The sequence below is a fragment of the Rhodococcus oryzae genome (assembly GCF_005049235.1).
GTDB classification, from domain to species: Bacteria; Actinomycetota; Actinomycetes; order Mycobacteriales; family Mycobacteriaceae; genus Rhodococcus_G; species Rhodococcus_G oryzae.
In genome coordinates, this window is the sequence record NZ_SUMD01000013.1 from 1 (window position 1) to 22,458 (window position 22,458).

The following is a 22,458-nucleotide window of genomic DNA, read 5'->3' on the forward strand; positions in this document are numbered from 1 at the left end:
ACACTCTCACCGGTGCGGGAGACGACCGCACCCGGCCCGGCCTTCTGCCCGTCCGGCAGCGGCACGAAGGTGTCGGCATGCGCCGCACCGGTCGACATCAGGCCGATCGCCACGGCCGCGGCCGCACCGACACCGGCAATACGGATGCCGCGCTTACGGATCTCGCTCATTGAATCCCCTCACAGGTCTAGCGCTCACCTCTCGCCTGACCAGGCGGTGAGCACGGTTGCCCCGCAAAGCTAAATGGTTGAACCCCCCACGAATAGATCGGAAACCTCACTTTTACACATCATTAACTGAGGGGGTGACCCAGGTAACAGCAAAAAGCCGGGGACGACGGAAATGTCCGTTTCGTCCCCGGCTTCTGCCGGCCGATCACACGAGCGTGATTGGGTCTCATCCTGTTCGTGATTGGGCCTTGACTGTTTTGTGATTCATCTCACCGATGGTTCTTCGGGCCTGAGATCAGCCGAGGCTGAACGGCTGTCCCCACAGGGTGATGGTGCTGCTGACGTTCTTGGTGTTGGCGGTGACCTTCACGTAGGAGCGGGCCTGCGCGTAGCCGGCGCAGCCTTCGACGCCGAGGGTGGAGTCGGCCCAGGTGACGCTGCCGCTCTTGCCCTTGAAGCTGTTGGCGCCGGAATGCGACTCGCCACCGAAGTCGTCGGCCTTCTCCAGGTCGAGCAGCTTGACGTTCTTGGCCTGGCCGGGAGCGATGGACAGGTTGCCCGCGCTCTTGGCGGTCTGCTTGACGCTCTCGCCCTCCCAGTTGGAGGACATGCCGGTGTCGGCGCCGCCCTTGCCGCCGAGGGTCAGCTGGCAGGCCACCACGTAGCCGGGCTCGATCTTGCCGCCGTCGGCGTTGGCGCCGGACAGTTCGACCTTGGTGGAGCCGGAGACCCACACGTTGCGGTGCAGCGGGGTCGAGCCCAACGACGGGGAGATGTTGGCGGTCTCGCCGGTGCGCGTGATGGTGACGACGGTGCCGTCGACGAGGGTCTCGGTGATCGAGCCGTCGGGCAGCGGGACCAAGGTGTCGGCGTTCGCCGCGCCTGCGGACAGGAAGCCGAGGGCGATCGCGGCGGTGGCACCGACGGCTGCGGTCTGCAGCCCGCGGCGCAGGCCGTTCTTACTGGCGTTCATTGTTCCCCTCTGAGGGTCTGGGTTCGCGAATGCGAGAAAGTGTGTGGGCAAAGAAGATCAGGTCAGCCGATGCTGAACGGCTGGCCGTACAGGGTGGTCTTGGAGTAGTTGTCGCCGACGATCTCGACCACCGTGTAGGAACGGGCCTGGGCGAACCCGCCGCAGTTCTGGATCTCGAGCTGGGTGTCCTGGTACTGGACCGAGTACTTGCCGTTCTTCTTGATGTCCTTGCCCGCGACACCGACGAACTTGACCTGGCCGGCGGAGACCGGGACGGTCAGCGAACCGGAGACCGACGGTCCCGAGAGGTCGATGCCTGCGCCGATGGAGCCGCCGAGGCCGGTGATGTCGACCTGGCAACCGACGATGTAGCCGGTGCTGATCCGCGAGACCCCGTGCGTGGACGAGTTGTTGGTGCCCTTGTCGTTGGTGGCACCGTTGAACGGCCCCACCTCGCCTTCCTTGGTGATGCCCTTGACGTCCGCGGTGACCGTGCCCGAGACCCACGCGGTGCGGCCGGCACCATTGGCGGCCAGCGACGGGGAGATCAGGGCGCTCTCGCCGGTGCGGGAGACGACCGCTCCCGGTCCGGCCTTCTGCCCGTCGGGCAGCGGCACCAGGGTGTCGGCCTGCGCCGCACCGGTCGACATCAGGCCGATCGCCACCGCCGCGGCGGCGCCTGCGCCTGCGATGCGGGCGCCACGGCGCAGGCCGGACTTGCGGTTCTCGCTCATTCGTTCCCCTCAAAGGTTCTGCTACTTCTCAACCTCGACCGCCGAGGCTGATGAGTGGTCCATACGGCCCGGCGAAGTATTGCCAACAATGGTGACCGCGAGGTGAACTCGAGGTGATCAATGCGGGGCTGAGATTCGCCGGAGATATTTCCCCCGAATTCGAGGGAAAAGCTCCCGGCAGACGCGCATTTCTGAGCTCCGCCGGCCCTGTTCCTGTACTGACTCGCGGAGGAGATTAACCACGCCTGACCAGCATGGCAACGTTTGGAGAACCGGAGAACCGGGTGAGCCGCACCACTTCGTCAAGGTTGTGTTTCGCCATTCAGAGAAACATGCGACGGAAGGGTTGACAATTTCGCGGGGGAAGGAGTTCACCCGGCGTTTCATCACCGTCAATGTCGCGGCTTCCTCGGCCGATTTTCGCAATCGGACAAAACGGGATCAGCCGTGGTGCGGGGGAACCTGTCGCCGCAGCCAATCGTCGGCCGACGAGGACTCATCGGCCGAGCCGTCGGAACGTTCATCCCGGGTGGTCTCGGGCAGGACATCGCCGAAAACGCGCGCCAGCCGGGCCCGATCGATCGGGTCCCGGCTGGGCGCGTTCTCGGCGCGGTCGGCGATGACTAGTCCTCTATCCCGGAGAGCTCGCCGATCACGTGACCGGCGAGCGGGCTGAGTGTGGCCATCCCGTCGCGAATGGCCGCTCGGGACGATGCCAGGTTCACCACAAGGGTACTGCCGGAGACACCGACGAGTCCCCTGGACAGCCCGGCGTCGAGCGCTCCCGCCGCAAGGCCCGACGAGCGCAGCGCCTCGCTGATCCCCGGGATCTCGCGGTCGAGCACCGCCGCGGTTGCGTCCGGGGTGACGTCGCGGGGCGAGACCCCGGTTCCGCCAACGGAGATGACGAGGTCCACACCACCGATCACCGCGGTGTTGAGTGCGTTACGGATCTCCACCTCGTCCGCCGACACCGCGACGGTCGCGTCGACGAGGAAGCCCGCCTCTCCGAGCAGTTCCGTGACCAGCGGTCCGATCGCGTCGACCTCTGCACCGTGGGCAGCGCGGTCGTCGACGATCACGACGAGGGCCCGCCCGGCAAGTGTGGCTTCGATGTCCATGACTCCTACGGTAGTGCCCGGCACCACGGCAGGCCCCGACCGCCCGTGAATCCGCCGAACCGCGACGGACGAACGGCCGTGCCTGTCGGCACGGCCGTTCGTCGGGTACATCAGCGACCGCCCTGCGTCGGCGCGGTGCCGAGGGTGACCTCGACGGTCTTCTCGCCGAGTCCCTTGGCGTCGGTGTAGGTGATCTTCACCTTGTCTCCCGGCGCGTGCGAGCGGACCGCCGCGATCAGGGCGTCACCGCTGTCGATGACGCGATCGTCGACCCGGGTGATCACCGCGCCCCCGGGGATCCCGGCCTGCTCGGCGGGGCCACCGGGCGAGACGTCCTTGACGCCTGCCCCGTGCGAATCGTCCTTGGAGGGAACCGTGACGCCGATGATCGCCTGCGAGGCCTTGCCGGTCTTGCTCAGCTCGTCGGCGATGCGCCGGGCCTGGTCGACCGGGATCGCGAATCCGAGGCCGATCGACCCGCCCTGCTGGCCGCCCGCCTGGGCGCCGCCGAGGGTGGCGATCGCCGTGTTGATGCCGATCAGCCTGCCCTCCATGTCGACGAGCGCCCCACCCGAGTTGCCGGGGTTGATCGCCGCGTCGGTCTGGATGGCGTCGATGACGGTGCTCTGGTTCGCCGCTTCCCCGCTGGTGGACACCGGCCGGTTCAGCGAGGAGATGATGCCGCTGGTGACGGTGCCGGCCAAACCGAGTGGCGAGCCGATCGCCACGACGCCCTGACCCACCTGGAGGTCGGCGGAGCTGCCCAGTTCGATCGGGGTCAGGTCGTTCTTGCCGTCGACCTTGATCACCGCGAGGTCCGACATCGGGTCCGTGCCGACCAGCTTGGCCGAGGCGGTGGATCCGTCGGAGAACGCGACCATGATCTTGCCGTCCGGGCCCGCGCCCGCCGCGACGTGATTGTTGGTCAGGATCAGCCCGTCCGAGGACAGGATGACGCCCGAGCCCTCGCCCTCGGCCTGCCTGCCCGCGACCTGGATCTGCACCACGCTCGGCAGCACCTTCTGCGCCACCGCCTGTACGGAGCCCGCGGGCGCGTTCGCCGCCGGCTTGGCGTTGGCCTGCGGGGCGTTCAGCGAGTTCGTGACCGGCCCGGAGCTGTCGCCCGCGGCCCAGGCGCCCGCGATCCCGCCGATGCCGCCGCTGACCAGGGCCAGCGCGATCGCGCCGGTGGCGAGGGCGACGCGGGAGGGCCGGGGCTTGGTGGCCGTGGACGCACCCAGTGCGGTGGCCGCGTCCGCGGTCGGGGCGGCGGCGCCTGCCCCCGCGGTCGGGTACTGCTCGGTCGGCCGGTACGCGCCGTACGGTGCCTGCGCGTACCCCTGCTGCTGGTAGGGCTGCTGGTACTGCGGGTACGCCGCGGTCGGCTCGGCCGACGCCTGCTCGTGGCCTGCCTGCGGCATTCCGACGGTCGGGGGGGTCGACTGGTGGCTGGGCTGCGCCGGCTCATGGCCCGGCTGCGGCTGGTTCGGCTGACTGCTGCGGTCGTCGGTCATCGCGTTTGGTATCCGTTTCTCCCCTGCGCGCCCTCGGCGCACTGTGTTCGATCTCGTTACTCACGACTCTGCCCGAGCGGTCTGAGAGGGCGCTGAGATCAGGCTGTCAGTTTGCCGAGACCCTTCCGCTCGCCTGTGCGCCCGGCACGAACTCGGCCTCGCCCGGCAGCACGATCGTGATGAGCGCGCCCCCGAGCTCGGACCGGCCCGCCTCGACGGTGCCGCCGTGCTTGACCACGACCTGCCGGACGATGGCCAGCCCCAGCCCTGATCCGGGCATCGAACGGGCGGCGGTCGACCGGTGGAACCGCTCGAACACCAGCTGTCGATCCTCCTCCGGGATGCCGGGGCCCGCGTCGGCGACGGTCAACGCGAGGTGGCCGCCGTCGAGCTGCTGCATCCGGACCTGGACTGCCTGGCCGGGCGGACTCCACTTGGCCGCGTTGTCGAGCACGTTCAGCACCGCCCGCGCGAGGCCTGCGCCGTCGCCGTAGACGAACCACGGGATCGTGTGCGCCTCGAAGTCGACCTCGTTGCGCCGCCTACGAACCCGCTCGAGCGAGCGTTCCACGGTGTCGCTGAGATCGATCCGCTCGTGCACGGTCTCGGGCGCATCCTCCCGGGCCAGATCGACGAGGTCGCCCACAAGGGTGGAGAGCTCCTCGATCTGTGCGACCACGTCCTCGCGCAGTTCCGCCATGTCCTCGTCCGGAATCTGCGGCGCCCCAGGTCGTCCCGAGGCGATGAGCAATTCCATGTTGGTGCGGAGCGAGGTCAGCGGCGTGCGCAGTTCGTGGCCCGCGTCCGCGACCAGCCGGCTCTGCCGGTCTCGCGACTCGGCTAGCGCCCGCAACATCGTGTTGAACGACACGGTCAGCCGCGCCAACTCGTCGTTGCCGGTGACCGGGATCGGGGTGAGGTCGTCGGTTTTGGCGACCCGCTCGGCGGCCGCGGTGAGACGCGCGATCGGTCGTAACCCGGTTCGTCCCACTGCCATTCCGGCCAGGGCGGCGAGCCCGACTCCGCAACCGCCGACGGTGAACAGCACCCACGCGAGCCGATCGAGCACCTCCCCCGTCGTGGCAAGGCGTTGCGCGATCACCAGGGTGCTGCCGAGATTCGTCCGCTGGGTGAGCACGCGCTGGCCGTCGACGGTGCGCAGCGAGCTGTCGTGTTCGCCCTTGGCCACCGACATCTCGGCGTTGCCGATCGGCGCGTTGGAGCCGGGCGGCATGTACACGTTCTGGTCCGGGAAGATCAGCGCGACGCTGATGTCGTCGGAGTAGAAGGTGGCCAGCGAGATGTACCGGAAGTCCATCGCGTCGAGGTTGTTGTCGATGAGGGTGGCCGAGCGGGTACGCAGCTGCGAGTCGACCTCGGCGTAGAGCGCGCGGGAGACCACCGCGTACGCGGCGATGGCCATGACCGCCACCGCGATCGCCACCACCGAGGCCGCGAGCAGGGTGACGCGCCAGCGCAGCGACACCGACCGCGTCAGCGGCATCGGTGGCCGCATCTCGGGCATCGGTGCCTGCTCACCGTTGACGCCGGTGCCGTTCGTGGCGGTGCCGTTCCGACCGAAGGGGGCAACCATCACGGGGGTGTCTCCCGGAGCACGTAGCCCACACCGCGCACGGTGTGGATGAGGCGGGATTCCCCCTCCGCCTCGGTCTTTCGCCGCAGATAGCCCACATACACCTCCAGTGCGTTGCCCGAGGTCGGGAAGTCGTATCCCCATACCTCCTCGAGGATGCGGCTGCGGGTGAGCACCCGGCGCGGATTCGCCATCAGCATCTCGAGCAGTGAGAACTCGGTGCGGGTGAGGCTGATCGAGCGGCCCGCCCTGGTGACCTCGCGGGTGACCGGGTCGAGGGTGAGGTCCTCGAAGGTCATCGCCTCCGATTCGGCCCCCACGTCGGGCGTGGCGCGGCGCAGCAGCGCGCGCAGCCGGGCGAGCAACTCCTCGAGCGCGAATGGCTTGGGCAGGTAGTCGTCTGCCCCCGCGTCGAGGCCCGCGACGCGCTCCGACACCGAGTCCCGCGCCGTCAGAACGAGGATCGGTAGGTCGTCACCCGTGCTGCGCAGCCGCCTGCACACCTCGAGTCCGTCGAGGCGCGGCATCATCACGTCCAGCACCAGCGCGTCGGGTCGCGCCGCCGCGACCTTCTCGAGCGCGTCGACGCCGTCGACGGCGAGGTCGACGGTGTAGCTGTTGAAGGTCAGGGATCGGCGGAGGGATTCCCGCACGGCACGGTCGTCGTCGACCACCAGGATGCGCATGGTCACAGTTTGACCCCACGAACTGAGATCACGCTGAGAGGGGTCTGAGCGGCGACGGTCAATTGTGACCCCTCAGCTCTCGGACACCCGGGGGCCGGGCAGGTTCCAGTGCCGCCACAGCGCGAGCAGCCGCACCGTCGAGGCCGACACCGTGCCCACCACGAGCCCGAGATTCGGCGTGAGCCCGAACTCCAGGCACGCCACCGTGACCGTGGACCCGATCAGCGCGGGCACCGCGTACAGGTCGCGGTGCAGCAGCAGCGGCATCTCGTTGACGAGCATGTCGCGCAGCACGCCGCCGCCGATCGCGGTGGTCGCCCCGATCAGGCACGCGGCCTGGTTGCTGGCGCCCGCGGCCAGCGCGATGACCGCGCCGCTGCTGGCGAACAGCCCCATGCCGATGGCGTCGAGCACCAGGATCTCGCGGCGCAGCTTCGACACCGCCGGGTGCAGGAAGAACACGATCACGGAGGTGACCAACGCGGTGGTGAACGTCGGCCAGGTGTTCAGCGCGGTCGGCGGGTGGATGCCGAGGAGCACGTCGCGGATGACACCGCCGCCGATGGCGGTGAACACCCCGAGCAGACAGACCCCGAAGATGTCGAGGCGCTTGCTGACGCCGACGAGGGCGCCGGAGGCGGCGAACGCCACGACGCCGACCAACTCCAGCACCTTGAGCAGCACCGGTCCAGGGTGCCACGGCCGCGGGCGGTCAGCCGTCAGCCGGTCCGGGACCGGCCGGCGGCCATCGGGTCAGCGGGCGCCGGGTTCGTAGATCCCGAGCCGCACCGCGCGGACCAGTCGCCGCGGCACCCGGTGGGTCACCCCGCCGACGGTCACCTCGACCAGGTCCGGCGCGGTGGCCTTCCACTGGGCTCGGCGGCTGCGGGTGTTCGAGCGTGACATGCGTCGCTTCGGGACTGCCATTTCCTGTTCTCTCCTTCTGTTGTGTCGGGTGAGGCCGTCAGCGCGCGCGCTTGCCGTATCGGCGCTCGAACTTCTCGACGCGGCCCGCGGTGTCCATCAACCGGGCGGCCCCGGTCCAGAACGGGTGCGACTCGTTGGTCACGTCGACCACGACGAGGGGGTAGCGGTTGCCGTCCTCCCAGTCGATGCTCCGGTCGCTGACGACGGTGGACCTGGTCAGGAACGTCGACCCCGTGGACGAGTCCTGGAACACCACCGGGTGGTAGTCGGGGTGGATGCCGTTCTTCATGCGCGATCCTCTCTGTTGGTCTCGCCGGGTAGCGAGTCGATTGCCTGCGGTCCTGGCCCGCCGTCGGCGCCCCCGTCCTCGCAGGGGTCCTCGTGCCATTCCCCGAACGGGTCCGGCCAGCCCGCCCAGTCGGACTCGTTCCGCAACTCCTCGTCGGTGACAAGGGCCCACCGCATGGCCCGGTCGATGTGGTCCGGATCCGCGGCGTGCACGAGCACGATCAGCGAGGTGTCGCGGTCGCCGTACCGCTCGTCCCAGCGCAGCGCCGCCATGGCGCGGCGCGCCGTCGGGACCGACTCCTGCTCCTCCGCGGTCATGGCCGCGAGCCAGCGCCCGGCGGCCGCGACCTGCAGCCCGCCGCCCGCGGATTCGAGCCAGCACACGTGCTCGGGCTGGGTGGCCAACCACAGCCGGCCGCGCGCGGTGACCACGCCGTCGAGCAGCGCGTCGACGGCCTCGTGCAGGCGCTCCGGATGGAAGGGACGATCGGCGGTGAACTCGATGATCGCGACGCCACAGTCCTCGTCGAGCGGCGGCTGCCCACGCAGCAGGGCCGAATGCGCGTCGCCCACCTCGCCTCGCCTGGCGCCCGCGGGAATCCGTGCGAGCAGCCGCTCGGCCTCGACCGCGCCGCCCTCGGCCACCCAGTCGATCGGCGCCGACGGCGCGAGCCGGGTCAGCACGGCGTGCAGCTTCGCCTGCGCCCAGCCGTCCGCCGCGCGACCGGAGACCACGAGGGCGTCGGCGTAGTCCACCTGCCCGACGACCAGCTGCGCGACCGTGCGCTCGTCGTCGCCGCCCGCCGTCAGTCCCCGGTCCTCCAGCCCGTCGTCGCCGGTCGCGTCGTCGAGCCAGGTCGCGGCGTCGATGCAGGTGACGACGGCCTCTACGCGCACGTCGCGCGAGGCCGGACCGTCGATCTGCCCGACCACGCCCGCGACCGCGACGTGCTCGATCGCCCAGCACAGCGCCTCGGGTTCGAGCGCCCGGTCCAGGTGCAGCACGATCCGTCGGACCGAGCTGCGGGCGTGCAGGCGACGCAGAAGGGGAAGCAGGTCCTCGCGGAGCGTGCAGGAGACGCAGCCGTGGGCGAGCTCGAGGATGTGGGTCCGAACGATGCCGTCGGTCCCGGTGACCGTGCGGCGCAGGACGCCCTCCCGCAGGTGCCCGAGGTCGTGATGCACCAGCACGGTCCCGTCGCCCAGCAGGGCCCGCGCGGTGGCGTCGACGGCGTCCGTCCACCCCGACACCAGAACCAGCGGCGTCCGCCGATCACTCACCTCAACACCTCTTTCGATAACGATTGTCATTAGCCGACGCCAACGCTACAGTGAACTCACGCTGTTGTCGAAAATGATTGTCATCTCTACGTGAGAGGGCGCAGGAGGAACACCATGTCGGCGCACTGCCAGGTGACCGGACGCAAACCGGGATTCGGTAAATCCGTGTCCCACTCCCACACGCGGACCAACCGCCGCTGGGACCCGAACATCCAGAAGAAGACCTACTACCTGCCCGGCGAGGGCCGACGCGTCACGCTGACCGTCTCCGCGAAGGGCATCAAGACCATCGACCGGGACGGCATCGAGGCCGTCGTGGCCCGGATCCGCGCACGGGGAGACAAGGTCTGATGGCGCGCAACGAGATCCGTCCGATCGTGAAGCTCAGGTCCACCGCGGGCACCGGGTACACGTACGTCACCCGCAAGAACCGCCGCAACGACCCGGACCGGATGGTGCTCCGCAAGTACGACCCGGTGGTCCGCAGGCACGTCGATTTCAGGGAAGAGCGCTAGGCATGGCCAAGAAGTCCAAGATCGCCAAGAACGAGCAACGCAAGCTCGTGGTCGCCCGGTTCGCCGAGCGCCGGGCCGAACTGAAGGAGATCATCCGGCGACCGTCGAGCAGCGACGAGGAGCGTGCGAGCGCCCGCACCGCCCTGCAGCGTCTGCCGCGCGATGCGAGTCCGGTACGATTGCGAAATCGTGACGCTGCGGACGGACGTCCGCGAGGTCACCTACGGAAATTCGGCCTGTCTCGTGTGCGTGTGCGCGAGATGGCCCATCGTGGGGAACTGCCAGGCGTCCGCAAGTCCAGCTGGTAATTCGAGCCGTAAGGGAAGCAATGGCAGTCAAGAGAGCCCCGTCCAAGAAGCCGCGCGGCGCTGACGCGGGCCGCAAGCCCAAGAAGAACCCGCTTTTCGCGGCGAAGATCACGCACGTCGACTACAAGGACGTGAACCTGCTCCGCACGTTCATCTCCGACCGCGGCAAGATCCGCAGCCGTCGCGTCACGGGCCTGACCCCGCAGCAGCAGCGTCAGGTTGCCGTCGCGGTGAAGAACGCCCGCGAGATGGCCCTGCTGCCGTTCACCAGCACCAGCCGGTAGTCAGCGCAGAAGCCGAGGCCGCGCAGTCCGCAAGGACTGCGCGGCCTTCTGCGTTCCCGGGCGCCGCGCCGAGTGTGCAGCTACCCACGCTCCCTCTCGGCATGTGCCCCGACAACTGCACACTCGGCCGTCAGCTGCGAACCACGTCGAGCAACTCGGGATCGACGACATCGGCCAGCCGGTCCCACGGCACGGTGATCACCACCAGCCCGATCGCGTGCGGGCCCACCTGATAGTCCGAGAAGTGGATCTCCATCCCGGCGGGCGTCGGCAGCCAGTTCGCGAAGTTGAGCTCGGTGGGCGCGATCCCCTCGCGCTCGAATTCCTCGCCTGCCGCGGTGGCAGGCAGCAACCGCGCGGACTCCTCGGAGAGCCGGTTCAGCCCGGCCTGCAGATCGGGAAACAGCGCCGCAAGCGTGATCGGCTGGGCATCGCCGACGCCCACGACCACCGTGGCCACCAGCGGGGTGGGGTGGGCCCCGGGCGGGTTGGCATTCCACGAGGTCACCAGCAGGCCGCTGACCACACTGTCCCCGATCCGAGCGAACGCCTCCCGACCCTCCAACGTGAACCGTTCATCGCCGGGGCCGTCGATCTGGTCTTGCAACGCCGCCGCGACCGATTCGTTGAACTCGGCGGCGACCGCGGGATTGCCGCCTTCGATCCGCGGCAGCGTGACGTCGTAGCGAACGCGCCCGGTGTCGCCGGTCGACCGGATGGTGGTCGCGATGTATGGCCCGGCGGCCTGCGGATCGTCGGCCGTGGATGGCGTCACCTCCGATGTCGCAGCCGGGGAGGACGACTGCATCGCCGACGGCTCGGGCACCGCCGTCCCACCGCCGCCCGAGGAACAGGCGGCCAGGCCGGCCAGGAGCACGAGCGCCACGGCTCCTCGGTGCAGGACACGGGACGCTCGCATGGGGTGCATCCTCTCGACGGGGTGGATCCATGATGCGCCCCGCGCCTGTCCCGCGAGGCGCACCGGGGTTCCCCGCGTGGCGGACGACTAGACTCTTGCGGGTTCTATGAGGAGGTCCGCGGGGTGTCAGGTGTGTTCGCGGGCTTCACGGTCATCTTCGTCGTCATAGCCATCGGCTACATCCTCGGCCGGACACGGGTGCTCGGCGAGCACGGCGAATTCGTGCTCGGGCGGTTGGTGTTCTTCGTCGCAACCCCGGCGCTGCTCTTCGACACCCTCGCCACCGCCGACCTGGCGACGGTCTTCTCCCCCACCCTCGCGGTGGCCGCGGCCACGGCCTTCGCGGTCGGCGGCGTGTACCTGGCCATCGCGCTCGGCTGGCTGCGCAGGCCCCTGCCCGAATCCACGATCGGGGCGCTGGCCGCCTCCTACGTGAACTCGGCCAACCTCGGCATCCCGATCTCGGTGTTCGTGCTCGGCGACGCGTCGTTCGTGGCGCCGCTGCTGCTGTTCCAGATCGTGGTGTACTCCCCGATCGCGCTGACCGCGCTCGACCTGGCGACCACCCGCAAGGGCACCTCGATCCGCGACACCCTCATCACCCCGTTCCTCAACCCCATCGTGGTCGCCGGGATCGCCGGACTCGTGGTCGCCATCGCCGGGTGGACGCTGCCGGAATCGCTGATCCAGCCGTTCCGGATCATCGGCGGGGCCTCGGTGCCGGGGGCGCTGCTGGCCTTCGGGTTGTCGCTGTACGGGGTCCGCGTGCTGCAGCGCGGCGTCAGCCCTCGCCGCGAGATCGCGCTCGCCTCGGTGCTCAAGATCCTGGTCCAGCCGGTGCTGGCCTACCTGATGGCCCGCTTCCTGCTCGGCCTCGACGGCCACGACCTGTTCGCCGTGGTTGTCGTCTCCGCGCTGCCGACCGCGCAGAACGTGTTCGTGTACGCAAGCCGCTACCAGCGCGGCACGGTGCTCGCCCGCGACACCGCCCTGGTCACCACTCTGGCCTCGATCCCCGCCATCGCACTCGTCGCCTGGGCGCTGGCCTGACCCGCCGAACTTTCGGGGAGGGCCGCCCACCGCGCCGCGCGCGTTACGGTGAGGTCATGCGCACCCTCGTCGTCGCGGCCCTGCTGAGCCTGGCGCTTGCCGGCTGCGCCGGCGGCGACTCCTCGGACCCGGAAACCGCCCCGAGCTCGCCCGCGGTGACCACGCAGGCACCGATCGTCGATGTGACGAGCCCGGCGCCGCCGCCGGTGAACGACCCCAACGCCAAGCCCGGCATGGTGTTCACGGCCGACCCCACCATCGTCGATGCGCACCCCGCCCCCTTCGAGTCCTACACCGTGGTGGGCGAGGCAGGCGACCGCGTGGCCGTGCACTTCACCGCCGGGGCCCCCGAGTGCTACGGCGCCGATGCCACCGTCACCGAGTCCGCCTCCAGCGTCACCATCGCGTTGCGCACCGGCACCAGGGCGGACGCGGTGGACCGGCTCTGCGTCATGATCGCGGTGCAGGCCACCCTCGAGGTGCAGCTCGCCGCGCCCCTCGGCAACCGACAGGTGATCAGTGACTAGCGCCAACCGACCCGATCAGCGCCGACGCAGGCGCATGTAGTCGCTGACCACGGCCGCACCGAGCCCGTCCAGGTCCGGCGCCACCACCCGGCCGCCGACCCGCTGCGCCATCTTGTCGACCACCCTGGCCAGCCCCGGGTCGTCGCCGAGCCGGAATATCGTCACCGCAGCGCCGAGCCGCGCGAGGTTGTCGAACTCGCGGACGGTGAGCCCCAACGTCTTCGGGTGTGGTGGATAGTCGAAGAAGGCGTGCCCGTCCGGTTCCAGGTGTGCCGTCGGTTCCCCATCCGTGACGATGAGGACGACCGGTTGCGCGTTCGGATTGCGCCGCAGGTGCCTGCCCGCGAGCAACAACGCGTGGTGGAGGTTGGTGCCCTGGTCCCAGGCGCCGTCGAGCCCCGCCAGCTCGGCCGGGGTGAGCTGCTGCGCCAGTCGGCCGAACGCGATCAGCTGGAGGTCGTCGCCGCGAAAGCGCGTGGTGATCAGGTGGTTCAGCGCAAGGGCCGTGCGCTTCATCGGCACCCACCTGCCGTCCATCACCATCGAGAACGAGGTGTCGACGAGCAGCGCGACCGCGGCGTGCACGCGCTGCTCGGTCTCGGCGACCTCGACGTCCGAGACCTGCAGCTGAATACGATCCGACGTCAGCGGATTCCCCTGCTGCGCGGCCCGGAGCACCGCGTTCGTCACCGTCCGGGTCACGTCCCACGGTTCGGTGTCACCGAACTCCCAGCCCCTGCTGGCGCCCGTCGGCTCCCCCGTCGCGCCTGCCCGCTGGGTGTCGCGCTCGCCGCTCCGACCCGAGAGTCGCTGCGCCACATCCCGGAACGCCGACTGCCCGAGCCGGCGCATGGCCTTCGGGGAGAGCCGCCACTGGCCGTCCGCCCCGCGGGCGAGGAAGCCCTGCCGCTGCAGCGCCCGCTCCAGCTCGGCCAGCGTGCGGGCGTCGGCCGCCGCGCCGTCACCGAGCTGTCGGGCCAGGGCCTCGGGGTCGATGTCGTCGAGCTGCGCGCCCGCGTACTGCTGCGAGAGCTGCTCGGCGAGCTGCTCCAGCTCGGCGATGTCCGCAAGGGCCCCCGTCCCCTCCCCGAGGCCCATGCCGTCGTCGCCCCGAAAGCGCTGGGTACCGTCCCAGTCCTCGCCTGGACGCGCCGCCCGCAGGTTCGCGTCCAGGCGGTCCAGCTGATCGATCAGGCTTGGGCTGCCGAACGCCTGCTGCGCCAGCGCGTCCAGCTCGGCGCGCTGCTCCGTGGTGAGCGAGTTGCGCAGCCGCTGCGCGGCCGCGGCCCGCCGGGCCAGCGAATCGAGCAGCTCCTCGGTGTTACGCGGGTTCTCCGGGAAGTAGTCGCCGTGCGTCGCCATGAACTCGTCGAAGTCGGACTGGGTGTCCTCACCGCGAGAGTGCTTGTCCAGCAGGTCGTTCAGGTCGCGGAGCATCGCGTCGATGCCGGCGCGATCCTCATCGGTCGCGCCGGCGAGGGCCTCCTTCATCCCCGCGAACCGCTGATCGAGCAGCTCTCGTCCGAGCAGCTCGCGGATCTTCTCGTAGTCCTCGCGGGCCGACGCGTCGCGCCAGCGGTACTCCGACAGGTCCCGGACGGCCTGGGCCGTCGACGACGGCAGCTCGTCGAGCTGCAACTCGGAGAACCGAGCGTCGTCGTCCAACGCGCGCGCCAGCTCCTTGCGCTCGGCGAGCAGCGCCCGCTCCAACAGCTCACGGACCTCGTCGAGGGTGCCACCGAGATGATTGCGCTCCAACAGCTCTCGCCTGCGCCGATTCGCCCGAGCGGCGAGATCGTCGAGCCCGCGGGTGTCCGCGGTGCCGCGGCGCATCAGCTCCCGCAGCGCCCGTCGGGGCGAGGAGCCCTCGAGCACGTCGTTGCCGATCGCCTCCAGCGCCTCCCGGAGGTCCACGGGCGGGAGCAGCGGGTCCGGTCCACCCTGGTACGGCCCGTACCGCGCCCGGTGCGGATCACCCCGACCCCCGGACCGGGGACGCCGGGAACCCGGCCGCGGCGGCTCGGTCATCCGCTGTACACCAGCTGTCCGTCGTCGTCGGGGAACTTCGCGATGCGCCGGGCCAGGTACAGCCCCTCCAACGCCAGCTCCACCGCGGACGCCCGCGCCCCCGTGCTCTCGGCGCCGAAGCGCGCGGCCACCTCGTCCAGCACGTCGATCTCGGGCAGCTCGCCGAGCAGGTCCTTCGCGGTCACACGGTCGCCGGTGACGACGGGTCCGCCCGCCTCCACCGCCGCCACCAGGGGCGCCAGGTCCACGCCGCCGAGCCGCTCGCGCACCGTGTCCGCGGTCGCCCGGCGCAGCAGGTGTTCGAGCACGTCCAACTCGCGCCCCTCCTCGCCGGACTCGAACTCCACCTTGCCGCGCAGCACCTCGATGACCGTGCCGAGATCGACCGGCCGTGCCACCGGATCGGACTCACCGAGCACCGCCCCGCGGTGCACGGCGGCCGCGCTGACGGTCTCGGCCCCGGCCACCGCGAACCGGGCGGACACCCCCGAACGCTGGTCCACCGAGGTGGACTCGCGCAGCAGCCGGGTGAACCGGGCCAGGATCTCCAGGAGGTGGTCGGGCACCTCGGCGCGCAGGTGCGCCTCCTGCTCGATCACCGCGATCTCGTCCTCGAGCGCGGCCGGGTAGTGGGTGCGGATCTCGGCGCCGAAGCGGTCCTTGAGCGGGGTGATGATGCGGCCGCGGTTCGTGTAGTCCTCCGGGTTCGCGCTGGCCACCAGGACCACGTCCAGCGGCAGCCGCAGCGTGTACCCGCGCACCTGGATGTCGCGCTCCTCCATCACGTTCAGCAGCGAGACCTGGATCCGTTCGGCCAGGTCGGGCAGCTCGTTGATGCCGACGATGCCGCGGTGCGCGCGTGGGACCAGCCCGAAGTGGATGGTCTCCGGATCGCCCAGGCTGCGGCCCTCGGCGACCTTCACCGGATCCACGTCGCCGACCAGGTCCGCCACCGAGGTGTCCGGGGTCGCGAGCTTCTCCGAGTAGCGCTCGTCGCGGTGCCGCCAGGCCACCGGCAGCTCGTCCCCCAGGACGGCGGCGCGGCGGATCGAGGCGGGCGTGATCGGCTCGTACGGGTGCTCACCCAGCTCCGAACCCTCGATCACCGGGGTCCACTCGTCGAGCAGCAGCGGCAAGGTCCGCAGCAGCCGGGTCTTGCCCTGGCCACGCTCACCGAGCAGCACCACGTCGTGGCCTGCGATCAGGGCTCGCTCGAGCTGCGGCAACACCGTGTCGCCGAAACCCACGATCCCCGGCCACGGCTCGCGGCCGTCGCGCAGCGCCGCGAGCAGGTTCTCTCGCATCTCGTCCCGGACCGGTCGCAGCACGTGTCCGGACGCGCGCAGTTCGCCGACCGTGCGCGGAAAACCATCGGGGGCCATGGCAGTCACCACTTCACGCTACGAGCGTTCGGCGAATTCGGCACGCGTGTGGCCAAATCGGCATCTACCGCGGCGGGGGCGACGTGGCCGATTCGAGACCTCGGATCGCCGACACCGCGGCACACCTGGGGGTAGTTTTCCGCGGGTGCGGGTTGCACTCGGCAGTCCGCCGCGTCGAGATGCGGAGTACCCATCATGACTGCGGAGCACGATCACGACACCACCCCACCTGCGAACAAGCGCCTGCTGGCCCTCGCCGTGGTTCTGCTGCTGCTCCCGATCGTCGCCATCCTGTGGGTCTCGACCTACGCAAGGACGGGCCCAGAACTGGGCGGCGTGCCGTTCTTCTTCTGGTACCAGTTCCTCTGGGTGTTCCTATGCGCAGGCGCCACCTGGTCGGCCTACAAGATCGTGTTGAAGGCCCGCCCGCACCGGCCGATGACCGAGGGGCCCGCGCCCGAGGTCACCGACGGCGGGTCCGACCGGTGACCACGCTGGCCGCGAGCGACAGCGGCGTCAACGGCGTGGCGCTTGCCGTCCTGATCGCCCTCTTCACGCTCGTCACGGTGATGGGATTCCTGGCCTCGCGCTGGCGCCGGGCGTCGAACCTGCAGACCCTCGACGAGTGGGGGCTCGGCGGACGCAGCTTCGGCACCTGGGTCACGTGGTTCCTGATCGGCGGCGACATCTACACCGCGTACACCTTCATCGCGGTGCCCGCCGCGATGTTCGCGCTGGGCTCGGTGAGCGGCTTCTTCGCGATCCCGTACGCGATCGTGGTGTACCCGATCATCTTCGTCTTCATGTCGCGATTGTGGTCGGTGAGCCACCGGCACGGGTACATCACCACCGCGGACTTCGTCGGCGGCCGGTACGGGTCCCGCTGGCTCTCGCTGGCGATGGCGCTGACCGGCATCCTCGCGACCATGCCGTACATCGCGCTGCAGCTGGTGGGCATCCAGGCGGTGCTCGAGGTCATCGGCATCGGCGGCGCCGACAATGTGATCGCCAGGGACCTGCCGCTGCTCATCGCGTTCGCGGTGCTGGCCGCCTACACCTACTCGTCGGGCCTGCGCGCGCCTGCGATCATCGCGTTCGTCAAGGACACGCTGATCTACCTGGTCATCATCGTGGCGGTGATCTACCTGCCGTCCCGCTACGGCGGCTGGGGCCACATCTTCGACGCCGCCGAGGCGAAGATGACCACCCCGAATCCCGCCACCGGCAAGCCGACCGGGACGTTCATCCCGAACAGCCAGCAGTACTGGGCCTACGCAACGCTGGCGCTCGGCTCGGCGCTGGCGCTGTTCATGTACCCACACTCCATCACCGCCACCCTGTCCTCGAAGTCCCGCAACACCATTCGGCGTAACGCCGCGATCCTGCCCGCCTACACGTTCCTGCTGGGACTGCTCGCCCTGCTCGGCTGGGTGGCGATCGCCGCGGGCACCAAGCCGATCGGCCTGGACGGCAAACCCAATGCGCAGCTGGTGGTCCCGCAGCTGTTCGAGGACGCCTTCCCCGCCTGGTTCGCCGGGGTCGCGTTCTCGGCGATCGCGATCGGCGCGCTGGTACCCGCGGCGATCATGTCCATCGCGGCCGCGAACCTGTTCACCCGCAACGTGTACCGCGAATGGTTCAGGCCCGGCGCGACGCCCGCGCAGGAGGCCAAGGTCAGCAAGCTGACCTCGTTGTTCGTCAAGTTCGTCGCGCTGATCTTCGTGCTGACCCTCGACAAGCAGAACGCCATCAACTTCCAGCTGCTTGGCGGCATCTGGATCCTGCAGACGTTCCCCGCCATCGTGTTCGGGCTCTACACCCGCTGGTTCCATCGGTGGGCGCTGCTCGCGGGATGGGCGGTCGGCATGGTGTACGGCACGATCGCGGCGTACAACGTCTCGTCCGCCAGCGCAGCGCATTTCGCCGGATCGCTCGCCTCGATCCCCGGTATCGCGCAGATGGGCTACATCGCGTTGACGGCGTTCGTGGTCAATATCGTCGTCGCCGCGGTGCTCACGCTGGTTATGCGGGCGGTCAAGGCCCCGGAGGGGGTGGACGCGACCATCAGGGGCGACTACTTCGCGGACGCGGGCGATCCCCGGGTCGCACCGCTGCCGCCGACCCCGACGGAGGCCACCCCCAGCCCGTGACGGGGAACGGCCCGGAATCCGACGGGCCGACACCGTCGACTCCTAGACTCTGCCCATGGAGACCTGGCTGCTGCCCGCCCTGCTCGGACTCGGACTGGCCGCCGCCACCGGCCTGCGCACCTTCCTGCCGCTGTTGATGCTCAGCGCGGCCGCGCACTTCGAACTGTTCGGCATCTCCCTCGGTGAGAGCTTCGCGTGGGTCGGGTCGACCGGCGCGTTGGTCGCCCTTGCCGCCGCCACCGCCACCGAACTGCTCGCGGATCTGATTCCGTTGGTGGACAACGCACTCGGCGTGTTCGGCACCTTCACCCGACCGATCGCGGCGGCGATCGCCGCGGGCGCGGTGTTCACCGATCTCGGCCCCACCGGCGCAGTGATCGCCGGCATCATCGTCGGTGCGCCGACGGCGCTGGCGTTCAGCGCGGCGCAGACCGGAACCCGCGCCGTGAGCACCGCGACCACCGGCGGTCTCGCGAACCCGGCGCTGTCGGTGATCGAGGACGGGGTCTCGTTCGGCATGGTGCTGGTGGCGTTCCTGCTGCCGCTGCTCATCCCGCTGGTGCTGGGACTGATGCTGTGGTTCGCCTGGAAGGGCGCGCGCCGGTTCAGCCCGGGATCTGGCCGGCCAGCCCGTTCCGCTTGAAGTCGGAGAACTGGCGGCTGTCCGAGCAGAAGCCGCAGTTCGGACCGAAGAACTCGGCGCGGGCGGTCGCGTCGTCCATCAGCCAGTACCGGAGCCAGGCCGTCGACGGTGCGCGCATGTCCCCGCCCGAGATGCCGGTGCCGAAGTGGGTGGCGCCGCGCAGTTCCGCGTACTCCGCCGGGACGTGGTCGGCGTCGTTGTACATGCCCTTCACCAGGATCGGCCACACGATCGCATCGAACTGCCCGGCGAGGAACAGCACGGGCTCGTCGATCAGATCGACGTCGTTGAGCGGTCCCGGCTGGATCGCCACGACGGTGTCCACCCGGGGGTCGACGGCGGCGTTGATCGCGCCCGATCCGCCCTGGGAGTGTCCCGCTGATCCGACCCGGTCCAGGTCCACCTTGCCGTGGAAGACGCTGACGGGGTCGGCGTTGAGGTTCTCGATGAGGTCGATGCCGCTGCGCATGGTGATCGCGAAGTTGCTCGCGGGCGTGTTGGCGGCGACCACGATGAAGCCGTGGCTGGCGTAGTGCCGCAGCAGCAGGGTGTACGCGCCGGGGAGCACCCCGGTGCCGTTCCCCCAGATGACCACGGGGTGCTTCTCGCCACGCGCCCCCATGTTCTGCGGGTAGTACAGCGTGTGCACCGCACCGATGCTGACCTCCGGCGTGTAGGGACCCGGCGCGGACCAGTTCCGCCCGACGCTCGGGATGCCCTCGGCCTGAGCGGGCGCGGCGACGGCCGTCAGTGTCACCGCGGTGACCGCGGCCGTCACGGCGGCGGCCAGCCAGGCGCGGAGGATGGAAGTGCGAGTGCGCATGCGCGAACACCTTCCCTTTCGATAGTCGCCCGAGGGCGGGTTGCGCACCGGCACAGCATGTCTCCGGGCCGGCGACGGGGAGTTCCTGGCGTGAAAGCTATGCCGCGCTCTCGCGGCGTGCAGCCGAAATCCGATCTCCGCGCGTGCCTTGTGCCCGAGCACAATCGGGCGGCCCCTGTACTGGCTCGGCTGCCCAGATCGGGCTATCGGCGGGCGGCCTCGACGGCCAGGGCCAGCTCGATCATCGCGCGCGGGTCGGTGATGGATCGGGCGGTGAGGTCCTCGATCCGCCGCAACCGGTTCAGCACGGTGTTGCGGTGGCAGAACAGCGTCGCGGCCGCGCCCGCCGCCGAGCCGCCCGCGTCCAGCCAGGCGGTGACGGTGTCGAGCAGCAGGTCGCGTTCTACCGGCGGCAACCGGAGCACCGGGCCCAGCACCACCGTCCGGAGCCGCTCCGCGAGGTCCGGCTGGGCGGCGACCAGTGCGACCGGCAGCCGCCGATCGAGCACCACCACCTCGTCGGTGTCGGGCGCGCAGGTCTGCAATGCGATCTCGGCGAGCCAACGGGCCCTTGCCAGCTCGGCCAGCGAACCCACCACCGGGCTGATCCCGGCGGCCACGCCCTGTTCCTCCAGCAGCCGGGCTGGCTCGGCCACCTCGTCCGACCCGAGCGAGATCAGCCCCACCTCGTGATCCGCGCGGATCCGCCACAGGATGTGGAAGCCCCCAGTCGCCGAGTAGCCCCTGTCCCTGGGCAGACCGGCACCCCGCCCGACCGACCGCACCACCGCCACCGCGTAGCGGCCGCGCTCGGCCAGGCCCAGAAATGCCGATGCCTCCGCGACGAGGCCCGCTCCCCCGCCGACGGGGAAGTCGGCTCCCGGCCCGCCGAGCAGGACGTCGAGCACGGCGTTGCGCCGCTCGCCGTCCCGCGCCAGGCGCTCCGATTCCGCCTCCTGGTAGGCATCGGCGACCGCGCCGACGAGGAGGTCGACGATGTCCCACAGGTCACCCACACACGGCAAGAGGTCGGGCAGCGAGGCCGGGTATTCCTCGGCAACCGTCTCGATCATGGCCTGCCAGAGCAGCCGGCAGCCGCGCCGGTACGCGTCCTGCAGCGAGGACAGCGGCAGGCCCTGCTCGGCCCTGGTCCGGCCGGTCCATGCGGCGTCGGAGAGGTCGACGGGGCGATCCTCGGAGCGGTCCAGGATCGAGGTCATGGCCTGGCCCAGGTTGTGCAGGATCGTGTCCCGCAGCTCCGCGGGGGCGACCAGCGCGGCGTAGGCGCCGTCCTCGGCGAGGATCTGCTCGGCCAGCCCCGCGGCGATCGCGGGCAGTCGCCCCGCGAGCGGCCGCGCCACCGCGGTCAGGATGTGTGAGGCGTTGTCCCCGTCGCGCACCCAGTCGCCGCCCTTCTCCACGAGACCATCCCGCAGCCGCAGGCACGGTCCGCGATGAGCAGGATGGTAGCCCGCGGGGCGGCGCCGACGGGCTCGTTCCCTGGCCCCGCGCTCTGGTAGACAGTGGGCCATGGCCGACACCGAGATCACCTTTGCCAGCGGCGACGTCACCCTGCACGGCAGCCTGCGGCTCCCCGACGGCGTGTCGGGCCCGGTGCCCGCGGCCCTGCTCCTCGCAGGCAGCGGGCCGACCGACCGCAACGGGGACAGCGCCCTGATGCCCGGGTCCATCGGCACCCTCCGCTTCCTCGCCGACACGCTGGCCGACGCCGGCTTCGCGAGCCTGCGCTACGACAAGCTCGGCAGCGGGGAGACCGGGCTCGGGCCGTACGAGGTCGAGGACGTCGCGGGGCTCGGCTTCTCCACCTTCGTAGACGCGGCGGCCGACGGGCTGGATTACCTTGCGGCGCAACCGGGTGTCGATGCGGACCGGCTGCTGGTGATCGGCCACAGCGAGGGCGCTCTGGTCGGGCTCGCGCTTGCCGTCGCCGACGACGCCCCGGCCCTCGCCGGGCTCGGCCTGCTCGAGCCGCTCGCGGTCCGGCTGCTGGACCTGCTGACCCGGCAGATCAACGCGCAGGTGGACGGCGCCCTCGGCGCCGGGGCGCTCCCGCTCGAGCTGGCCGACGAGCTGCGCACCGCGCTGACCGAGGCCGTCGAGTCGTTGCGCGCCGACGGCACCCTCCCCGACGACCTGCCCGAGCCGCTGCGGATGGCCGGGTTCGTGCCGGTCAACGCCAAGGCGCTCGCCGAGGAGGATGCGCTGGACCCGCGCGTGCTGGCGGGTGCGCTGCCCGCGGGACTGCCGGTGCTGACCAGCTGCTCGGCGCGGGACACCCAGGTCGCCGACGCCGATGTGGACGCGCTGGACGTGGCACTGTCCGCCGTCGCGTTGACGTCGGTGCGGATGACCACGGCCAACCACGTGCTCAAGGAGATCGGCGAGCGCGACTCGACCGGCGCCGACTACATCGAGGACCTGCCCTACTCAGCGGAGTTCGCCGTCGGGTTCCGGAACTGGCTCGCCGGGCTCTAGGGCGTCTCTCTCAACCTGATCAACTGGTTCGACGCGGGGTCGATC

25 protein-coding genes and 1 pseudogene are annotated in these 22,458 nt (G+C 70.3%); 10 read left to right on the top strand and 16 right to left on the bottom strand.

From position 1 onward, the window contains the following. From FCG67_RS25465 to mrf, 11 genes and pseudogenes are all read right to left on the bottom strand, one after another. Positions 1-170: pseudogene (locus tag FCG67_RS25465) on the bottom strand (MspA family porin); the annotation flags it as partial. 295 nt (positions 171-465) lie between these two features. Continuing rightward, positions 466-1,143: an MspA family porin gene (locus FCG67_RS21765; protein WP_136911723.1), complete on the bottom strand. Its 678-nt coding sequence runs from the start codon at positions 1,141-1,143 to the stop codon at positions 466-468. Between the two features lie 62 nt (positions 1,144-1,205). Further along, the gene (locus FCG67_RS21770) at positions 1,206-1,877 is read right to left on the bottom strand and encodes an MspA family porin (RefSeq protein WP_136911724.1); all 672 of its coding nucleotides are present in this window, start codon (positions 1,875-1,877) and stop codon (positions 1,206-1,208) included. Positions 1,878-2,500: 623 nt separating this feature from the next. Then, on the bottom strand, positions 2,501-2,998 hold the full coding sequence (locus FCG67_RS21780) for a MogA/MoaB family molybdenum cofactor biosynthesis protein (protein ID WP_037176160.1): 498 nt from the start codon (positions 2,996-2,998) through the stop codon (positions 2,501-2,503). A gap of 110 nt (positions 2,999-3,108) precedes the next feature. Beyond that, entirely contained in the window at positions 3,109-4,512 is a 1,404-nt protein-coding gene (locus FCG67_RS21785; protein ID WP_136911725.1) for a S1C family serine protease, read from the bottom strand. Positions 4,513-4,618: 106 nt separating this feature from the next. Continuing rightward, the gene (locus FCG67_RS21790; RefSeq protein WP_136911827.1) at positions 4,619-6,106 is read right to left on the bottom strand and encodes a HAMP domain-containing sensor histidine kinase; all 1,488 of its coding nucleotides are present in this window, start codon (positions 6,104-6,106) and stop codon (positions 4,619-4,621) included. Beyond that, positions 6,106-6,792: a response regulator transcription factor gene (locus FCG67_RS21795; protein WP_097214007.1), complete on the bottom strand. Its 687-nt coding sequence runs from the start codon at positions 6,790-6,792 to the stop codon at positions 6,106-6,108. Before FCG67_RS21795 ends, FCG67_RS21790 begins: the two co-directional genes overlap by 1 nt. 72 nt (positions 6,793-6,864) lie before the next feature. Beyond that, on the bottom strand, positions 6,865-7,476 hold the full coding sequence (locus tag FCG67_RS21800; RefSeq protein ID WP_136911726.1) for a trimeric intracellular cation channel family protein: 612 nt from the start codon (positions 7,474-7,476) through the stop codon (positions 6,865-6,867). A 69-nt stretch (positions 7,477-7,545) separates the two neighbouring features. Beyond that, complete coding sequence (gene rpmF, locus FCG67_RS21805) at positions 7,546-7,719, bottom strand: 50S ribosomal protein L32 (protein WP_136911727.1); 174 nt, start codon at positions 7,717-7,719, stop codon at positions 7,546-7,548. A gap of 37 nt (positions 7,720-7,756) precedes the next feature. Next, the gene (locus FCG67_RS21810; RefSeq protein WP_136911728.1) at positions 7,757-8,008 is read right to left on the bottom strand and encodes a type B 50S ribosomal protein L31; all 252 of its coding nucleotides are present in this window, start codon (positions 8,006-8,008) and stop codon (positions 7,757-7,759) included. After that, a complete protein-coding gene (mrf, locus tag FCG67_RS21815; protein WP_136911729.1) occupies positions 8,005-9,318 on the bottom strand; it encodes a ribosome hibernation factor-recruiting GTPase MRF in 1,314 nt (437 codons plus the stop codon). Before mrf ends, FCG67_RS21810 begins: the two co-directional genes overlap by 4 nt. Positions 9,319-9,402: 84 nt before the next feature. On the opposite strand from mrf, the gene rpmB reads away from it, so the two are divergent. From rpmB to rpsR, 4 genes are read left to right on the top strand one after another with little or no spacing between them, the layout of a single operon-like run. Next, positions 9,403-9,639 (top strand): 50S ribosomal protein L28, encoded by a 237-nt coding sequence (gene rpmB / locus FCG67_RS21820; RefSeq protein WP_136911730.1) that lies wholly within the window; start codon positions 9,403-9,405, stop codon positions 9,637-9,639. Then, a complete protein-coding gene (rpmG, locus tag FCG67_RS21825; RefSeq protein WP_068056418.1) occupies positions 9,639-9,803 on the top strand; it encodes a 50S ribosomal protein L33 in 165 nt (54 codons plus the stop codon). The genes rpmB and rpmG overlap by 1 nt, the downstream gene beginning before the upstream one ends. A 2-nt stretch (positions 9,804-9,805) precedes the next feature. Next, on the top strand, positions 9,806-10,111 hold the full coding sequence (gene rpsN, locus FCG67_RS21830) for a 30S ribosomal protein S14 (protein WP_077042652.1): 306 nt from the start codon (positions 9,806-9,808) through the stop codon (positions 10,109-10,111). Between the two features lie 20 nt (positions 10,112-10,131). Next, positions 10,132-10,395 carry a 30S ribosomal protein S18 gene (rpsR, locus tag FCG67_RS21835; RefSeq protein WP_027500792.1) on the top strand — a complete coding sequence of 88 codons (264 nt, stop codon included), beginning with the start codon at positions 10,132-10,134 and terminating at the stop codon, positions 10,393-10,395. Positions 10,396-10,525: 130 nt separating this feature from the next. Here rpsR and FCG67_RS21840 read toward each other — a convergent pair whose 3' ends face one another. Next, a complete protein-coding gene (locus FCG67_RS21840; RefSeq protein WP_246045215.1) occupies positions 10,526-11,314 on the bottom strand; it encodes an RsiV family protein in 789 nt (262 codons plus the stop codon). A gap of 123 nt (positions 11,315-11,437) precedes the next feature. On the opposite strand from FCG67_RS21840, the gene FCG67_RS21845 reads away from it, so the two are divergent. Together FCG67_RS21845 and FCG67_RS21850 are read left to right on the top strand one after the other, a co-directional pair. Then, positions 11,438-12,364 (top strand): AEC family transporter, encoded by a 927-nt coding sequence (locus tag FCG67_RS21845; RefSeq protein ID WP_136911732.1) that lies wholly within the window; start codon positions 11,438-11,440, stop codon positions 12,362-12,364. 56 nt (positions 12,365-12,420) lie between these two features. Continuing rightward, a complete protein-coding gene (locus FCG67_RS21850; RefSeq protein WP_136911733.1) occupies positions 12,421-12,891 on the top strand; it encodes a hypothetical protein in 471 nt (156 codons plus the stop codon). A 15-nt stretch (positions 12,892-12,906) separates the two neighbouring features. Here the strand turns inward: FCG67_RS21850 and FCG67_RS21855 are convergent, their stop codons facing one another. Beyond that, positions 12,907-14,919, bottom strand: coding sequence for a vWA domain-containing protein (locus tag FCG67_RS21855; protein WP_246045216.1), 2,013 nt, complete (start codon positions 14,917-14,919; stop codon positions 12,907-12,909). Further along, positions 14,916-16,301 (bottom strand): sigma 54-interacting transcriptional regulator, encoded by a 1,386-nt coding sequence (locus tag FCG67_RS21860; protein WP_136911829.1) that lies wholly within the window; start codon positions 16,299-16,301, stop codon positions 14,916-14,918. Before FCG67_RS21860 ends, FCG67_RS21855 begins: the two co-directional genes overlap by 4 nt. Before the next feature lie 195 nt (positions 16,302-16,496). Here FCG67_RS21860 and FCG67_RS21865 point away from each other — a divergent pair, with 195 nt between their 5' ends. The 3 genes from FCG67_RS21865 to FCG67_RS21875 are packed head-to-tail and all read left to right on the top strand — an operon-like array spanning position 16,497 to position 19,094. After that, entirely contained in the window at positions 16,497-16,790 is a 294-nt protein-coding gene (locus FCG67_RS21865; protein WP_136911734.1) for a DUF3311 domain-containing protein, read from the top strand. Beyond that, positions 16,787-18,451 carry a monocarboxylate uptake permease MctP gene (gene mctP / locus FCG67_RS21870; protein ID WP_246045217.1) on the top strand — a complete coding sequence of 555 codons (1,665 nt, stop codon included), beginning with the start codon at positions 16,787-16,789 and terminating at the stop codon, positions 18,449-18,451. Before FCG67_RS21865 ends, mctP begins: the two co-directional genes overlap by 4 nt. A gap of 55 nt (positions 18,452-18,506) precedes the next feature. Then, positions 18,507-19,094 (top strand): DUF4126 domain-containing protein, encoded by a 588-nt coding sequence (locus tag FCG67_RS21875; RefSeq protein WP_136911736.1) that lies wholly within the window; start codon positions 18,507-18,509, stop codon positions 19,092-19,094. Here FCG67_RS21875 and FCG67_RS21880 read toward each other — a convergent pair. Together FCG67_RS21880 and FCG67_RS21885 are read right to left on the bottom strand one after the other, a co-directional pair. Beyond that, entirely contained in the window at positions 19,057-19,917 is an 861-nt protein-coding gene (locus FCG67_RS21880) for an alpha/beta hydrolase family protein (RefSeq protein WP_136911737.1), read from the bottom strand. The genes FCG67_RS21875 and FCG67_RS21880 overlap by 38 nt on opposite strands. A gap of 203 nt (positions 19,918-20,120) precedes the next feature. Next, entirely contained in the window at positions 20,121-21,338 is a 1,218-nt protein-coding gene (locus FCG67_RS21885; protein ID WP_169310591.1) for a PucR family transcriptional regulator, read from the bottom strand. Positions 21,339-21,447: 109 nt separating this feature from the next. Here FCG67_RS21885 and FCG67_RS21890 point away from each other — a divergent pair, with 109 nt between their 5' ends. Next, complete coding sequence (locus tag FCG67_RS21890) at positions 21,448-22,413, top strand: alpha/beta hydrolase family protein (protein ID WP_136911739.1); 966 nt, start codon at positions 21,448-21,450, stop codon at positions 22,411-22,413. The last annotated feature ends 45 nt before the right edge of the window (positions 22,414-22,458 follow it).

What these genes read in the sequence shown, in the direction of transcription:
- FCG67_RS21880 (WP_136911737.1), bottom strand. Translation starts at nt 19,917, where the DNA reads ATGCGCACTCGCACTTCCATCCTCCGCGCCTGGCTGGCCGCCGCCGTG.
- FCG67_RS21860 (WP_136911829.1), bottom strand. Translation starts at nt 16,301, where the DNA reads ATGGCCCCCGATGGTTTTCCGCGCACGGTCGGCGAACTGCGCGCGTCC.
- FCG67_RS21790 (WP_136911827.1), bottom strand. Translation starts at nt 6,106, where the DNA reads ATGGTTGCCCCCTTCGGTCGGAACGGCACCGCCACGAACGGCACCGGC.
- FCG67_RS21780 (WP_037176160.1), bottom strand. Translation starts at nt 2,998, where the DNA reads ATGGACATCGAAGCCACACTTGCCGGGCGGGCCCTCGTCGTGATCGTC.
- rpsR (WP_027500792.1), top strand. Translation starts at nt 10,132, where the DNA reads ATGGCAGTCAAGAGAGCCCCGTCCAAGAAGCCGCGCGGCGCTGACGCG.
- FCG67_RS21865 (WP_136911734.1), top strand. Translation starts at nt 16,497, where the DNA reads ATGACTGCGGAGCACGATCACGACACCACCCCACCTGCGAACAAGCGC.
- FCG67_RS21875 (WP_136911736.1), top strand. Translation starts at nt 18,507, where the DNA reads ATGGAGACCTGGCTGCTGCCCGCCCTGCTCGGACTCGGACTGGCCGCC.
- FCG67_RS21890 (WP_136911739.1), top strand. Translation starts at nt 21,448, where the DNA reads ATGGCCGACACCGAGATCACCTTTGCCAGCGGCGACGTCACCCTGCAC.
- rpsN (WP_077042652.1), top strand. Translation starts at nt 9,806, where the DNA reads ATGGCCAAGAAGTCCAAGATCGCCAAGAACGAGCAACGCAAGCTCGTG.
- FCG67_RS21785 (WP_136911725.1), bottom strand. Translation starts at nt 4,512, where the DNA reads ATGACCGACGACCGCAGCAGTCAGCCGAACCAGCCGCAGCCGGGCCAT.
- rpmG (WP_068056418.1), top strand. Translation starts at nt 9,639, where the DNA reads ATGGCGCGCAACGAGATCCGTCCGATCGTGAAGCTCAGGTCCACCGCG.
- FCG67_RS21765 (WP_136911723.1), bottom strand. Translation starts at nt 1,143, where the DNA reads ATGAACGCCAGTAAGAACGGCCTGCGCCGCGGGCTGCAGACCGCAGCC.
- FCG67_RS21770 (WP_136911724.1), bottom strand. Translation starts at nt 1,877, where the DNA reads ATGAGCGAGAACCGCAAGTCCGGCCTGCGCCGTGGCGCCCGCATCGCA.
- rpmF (WP_136911727.1), bottom strand. Translation starts at nt 7,719, where the DNA reads ATGGCAGTCCCGAAGCGACGCATGTCACGCTCGAACACCCGCAGCCGC.
- mrf (WP_136911729.1), bottom strand. Translation starts at nt 9,318, where the DNA reads ATGACAATCGTTATCGAAAGAGGTGTTGAGGTGAGTGATCGGCGGACG.
- FCG67_RS21855 (WP_246045216.1), bottom strand. Translation starts at nt 14,919, where the DNA reads ATGACCGAGCCGCCGCGGCCGGGTTCCCGGCGTCCCCGGTCCGGGGGT.
- FCG67_RS21850 (WP_136911733.1), top strand. Translation starts at nt 12,421, where the DNA reads ATGCGCACCCTCGTCGTCGCGGCCCTGCTGAGCCTGGCGCTTGCCGGC.
- rpmB (WP_136911730.1), top strand. Translation starts at nt 9,403, where the DNA reads ATGTCGGCGCACTGCCAGGTGACCGGACGCAAACCGGGATTCGGTAAA.
- FCG67_RS21840 (WP_246045215.1), bottom strand. Translation starts at nt 11,314, where the DNA reads ATGCGAGCGTCCCGTGTCCTGCACCGAGGAGCCGTGGCGCTCGTGCTC.
- FCG67_RS21795 (WP_097214007.1), bottom strand. Translation starts at nt 6,792, where the DNA reads ATGCGCATCCTGGTGGTCGACGACGACCGTGCCGTGCGGGAATCCCTC.
- FCG67_RS21810 (WP_136911728.1), bottom strand. Translation starts at nt 8,008, where the DNA reads ATGAAGAACGGCATCCACCCCGACTACCACCCGGTGGTGTTCCAGGAC.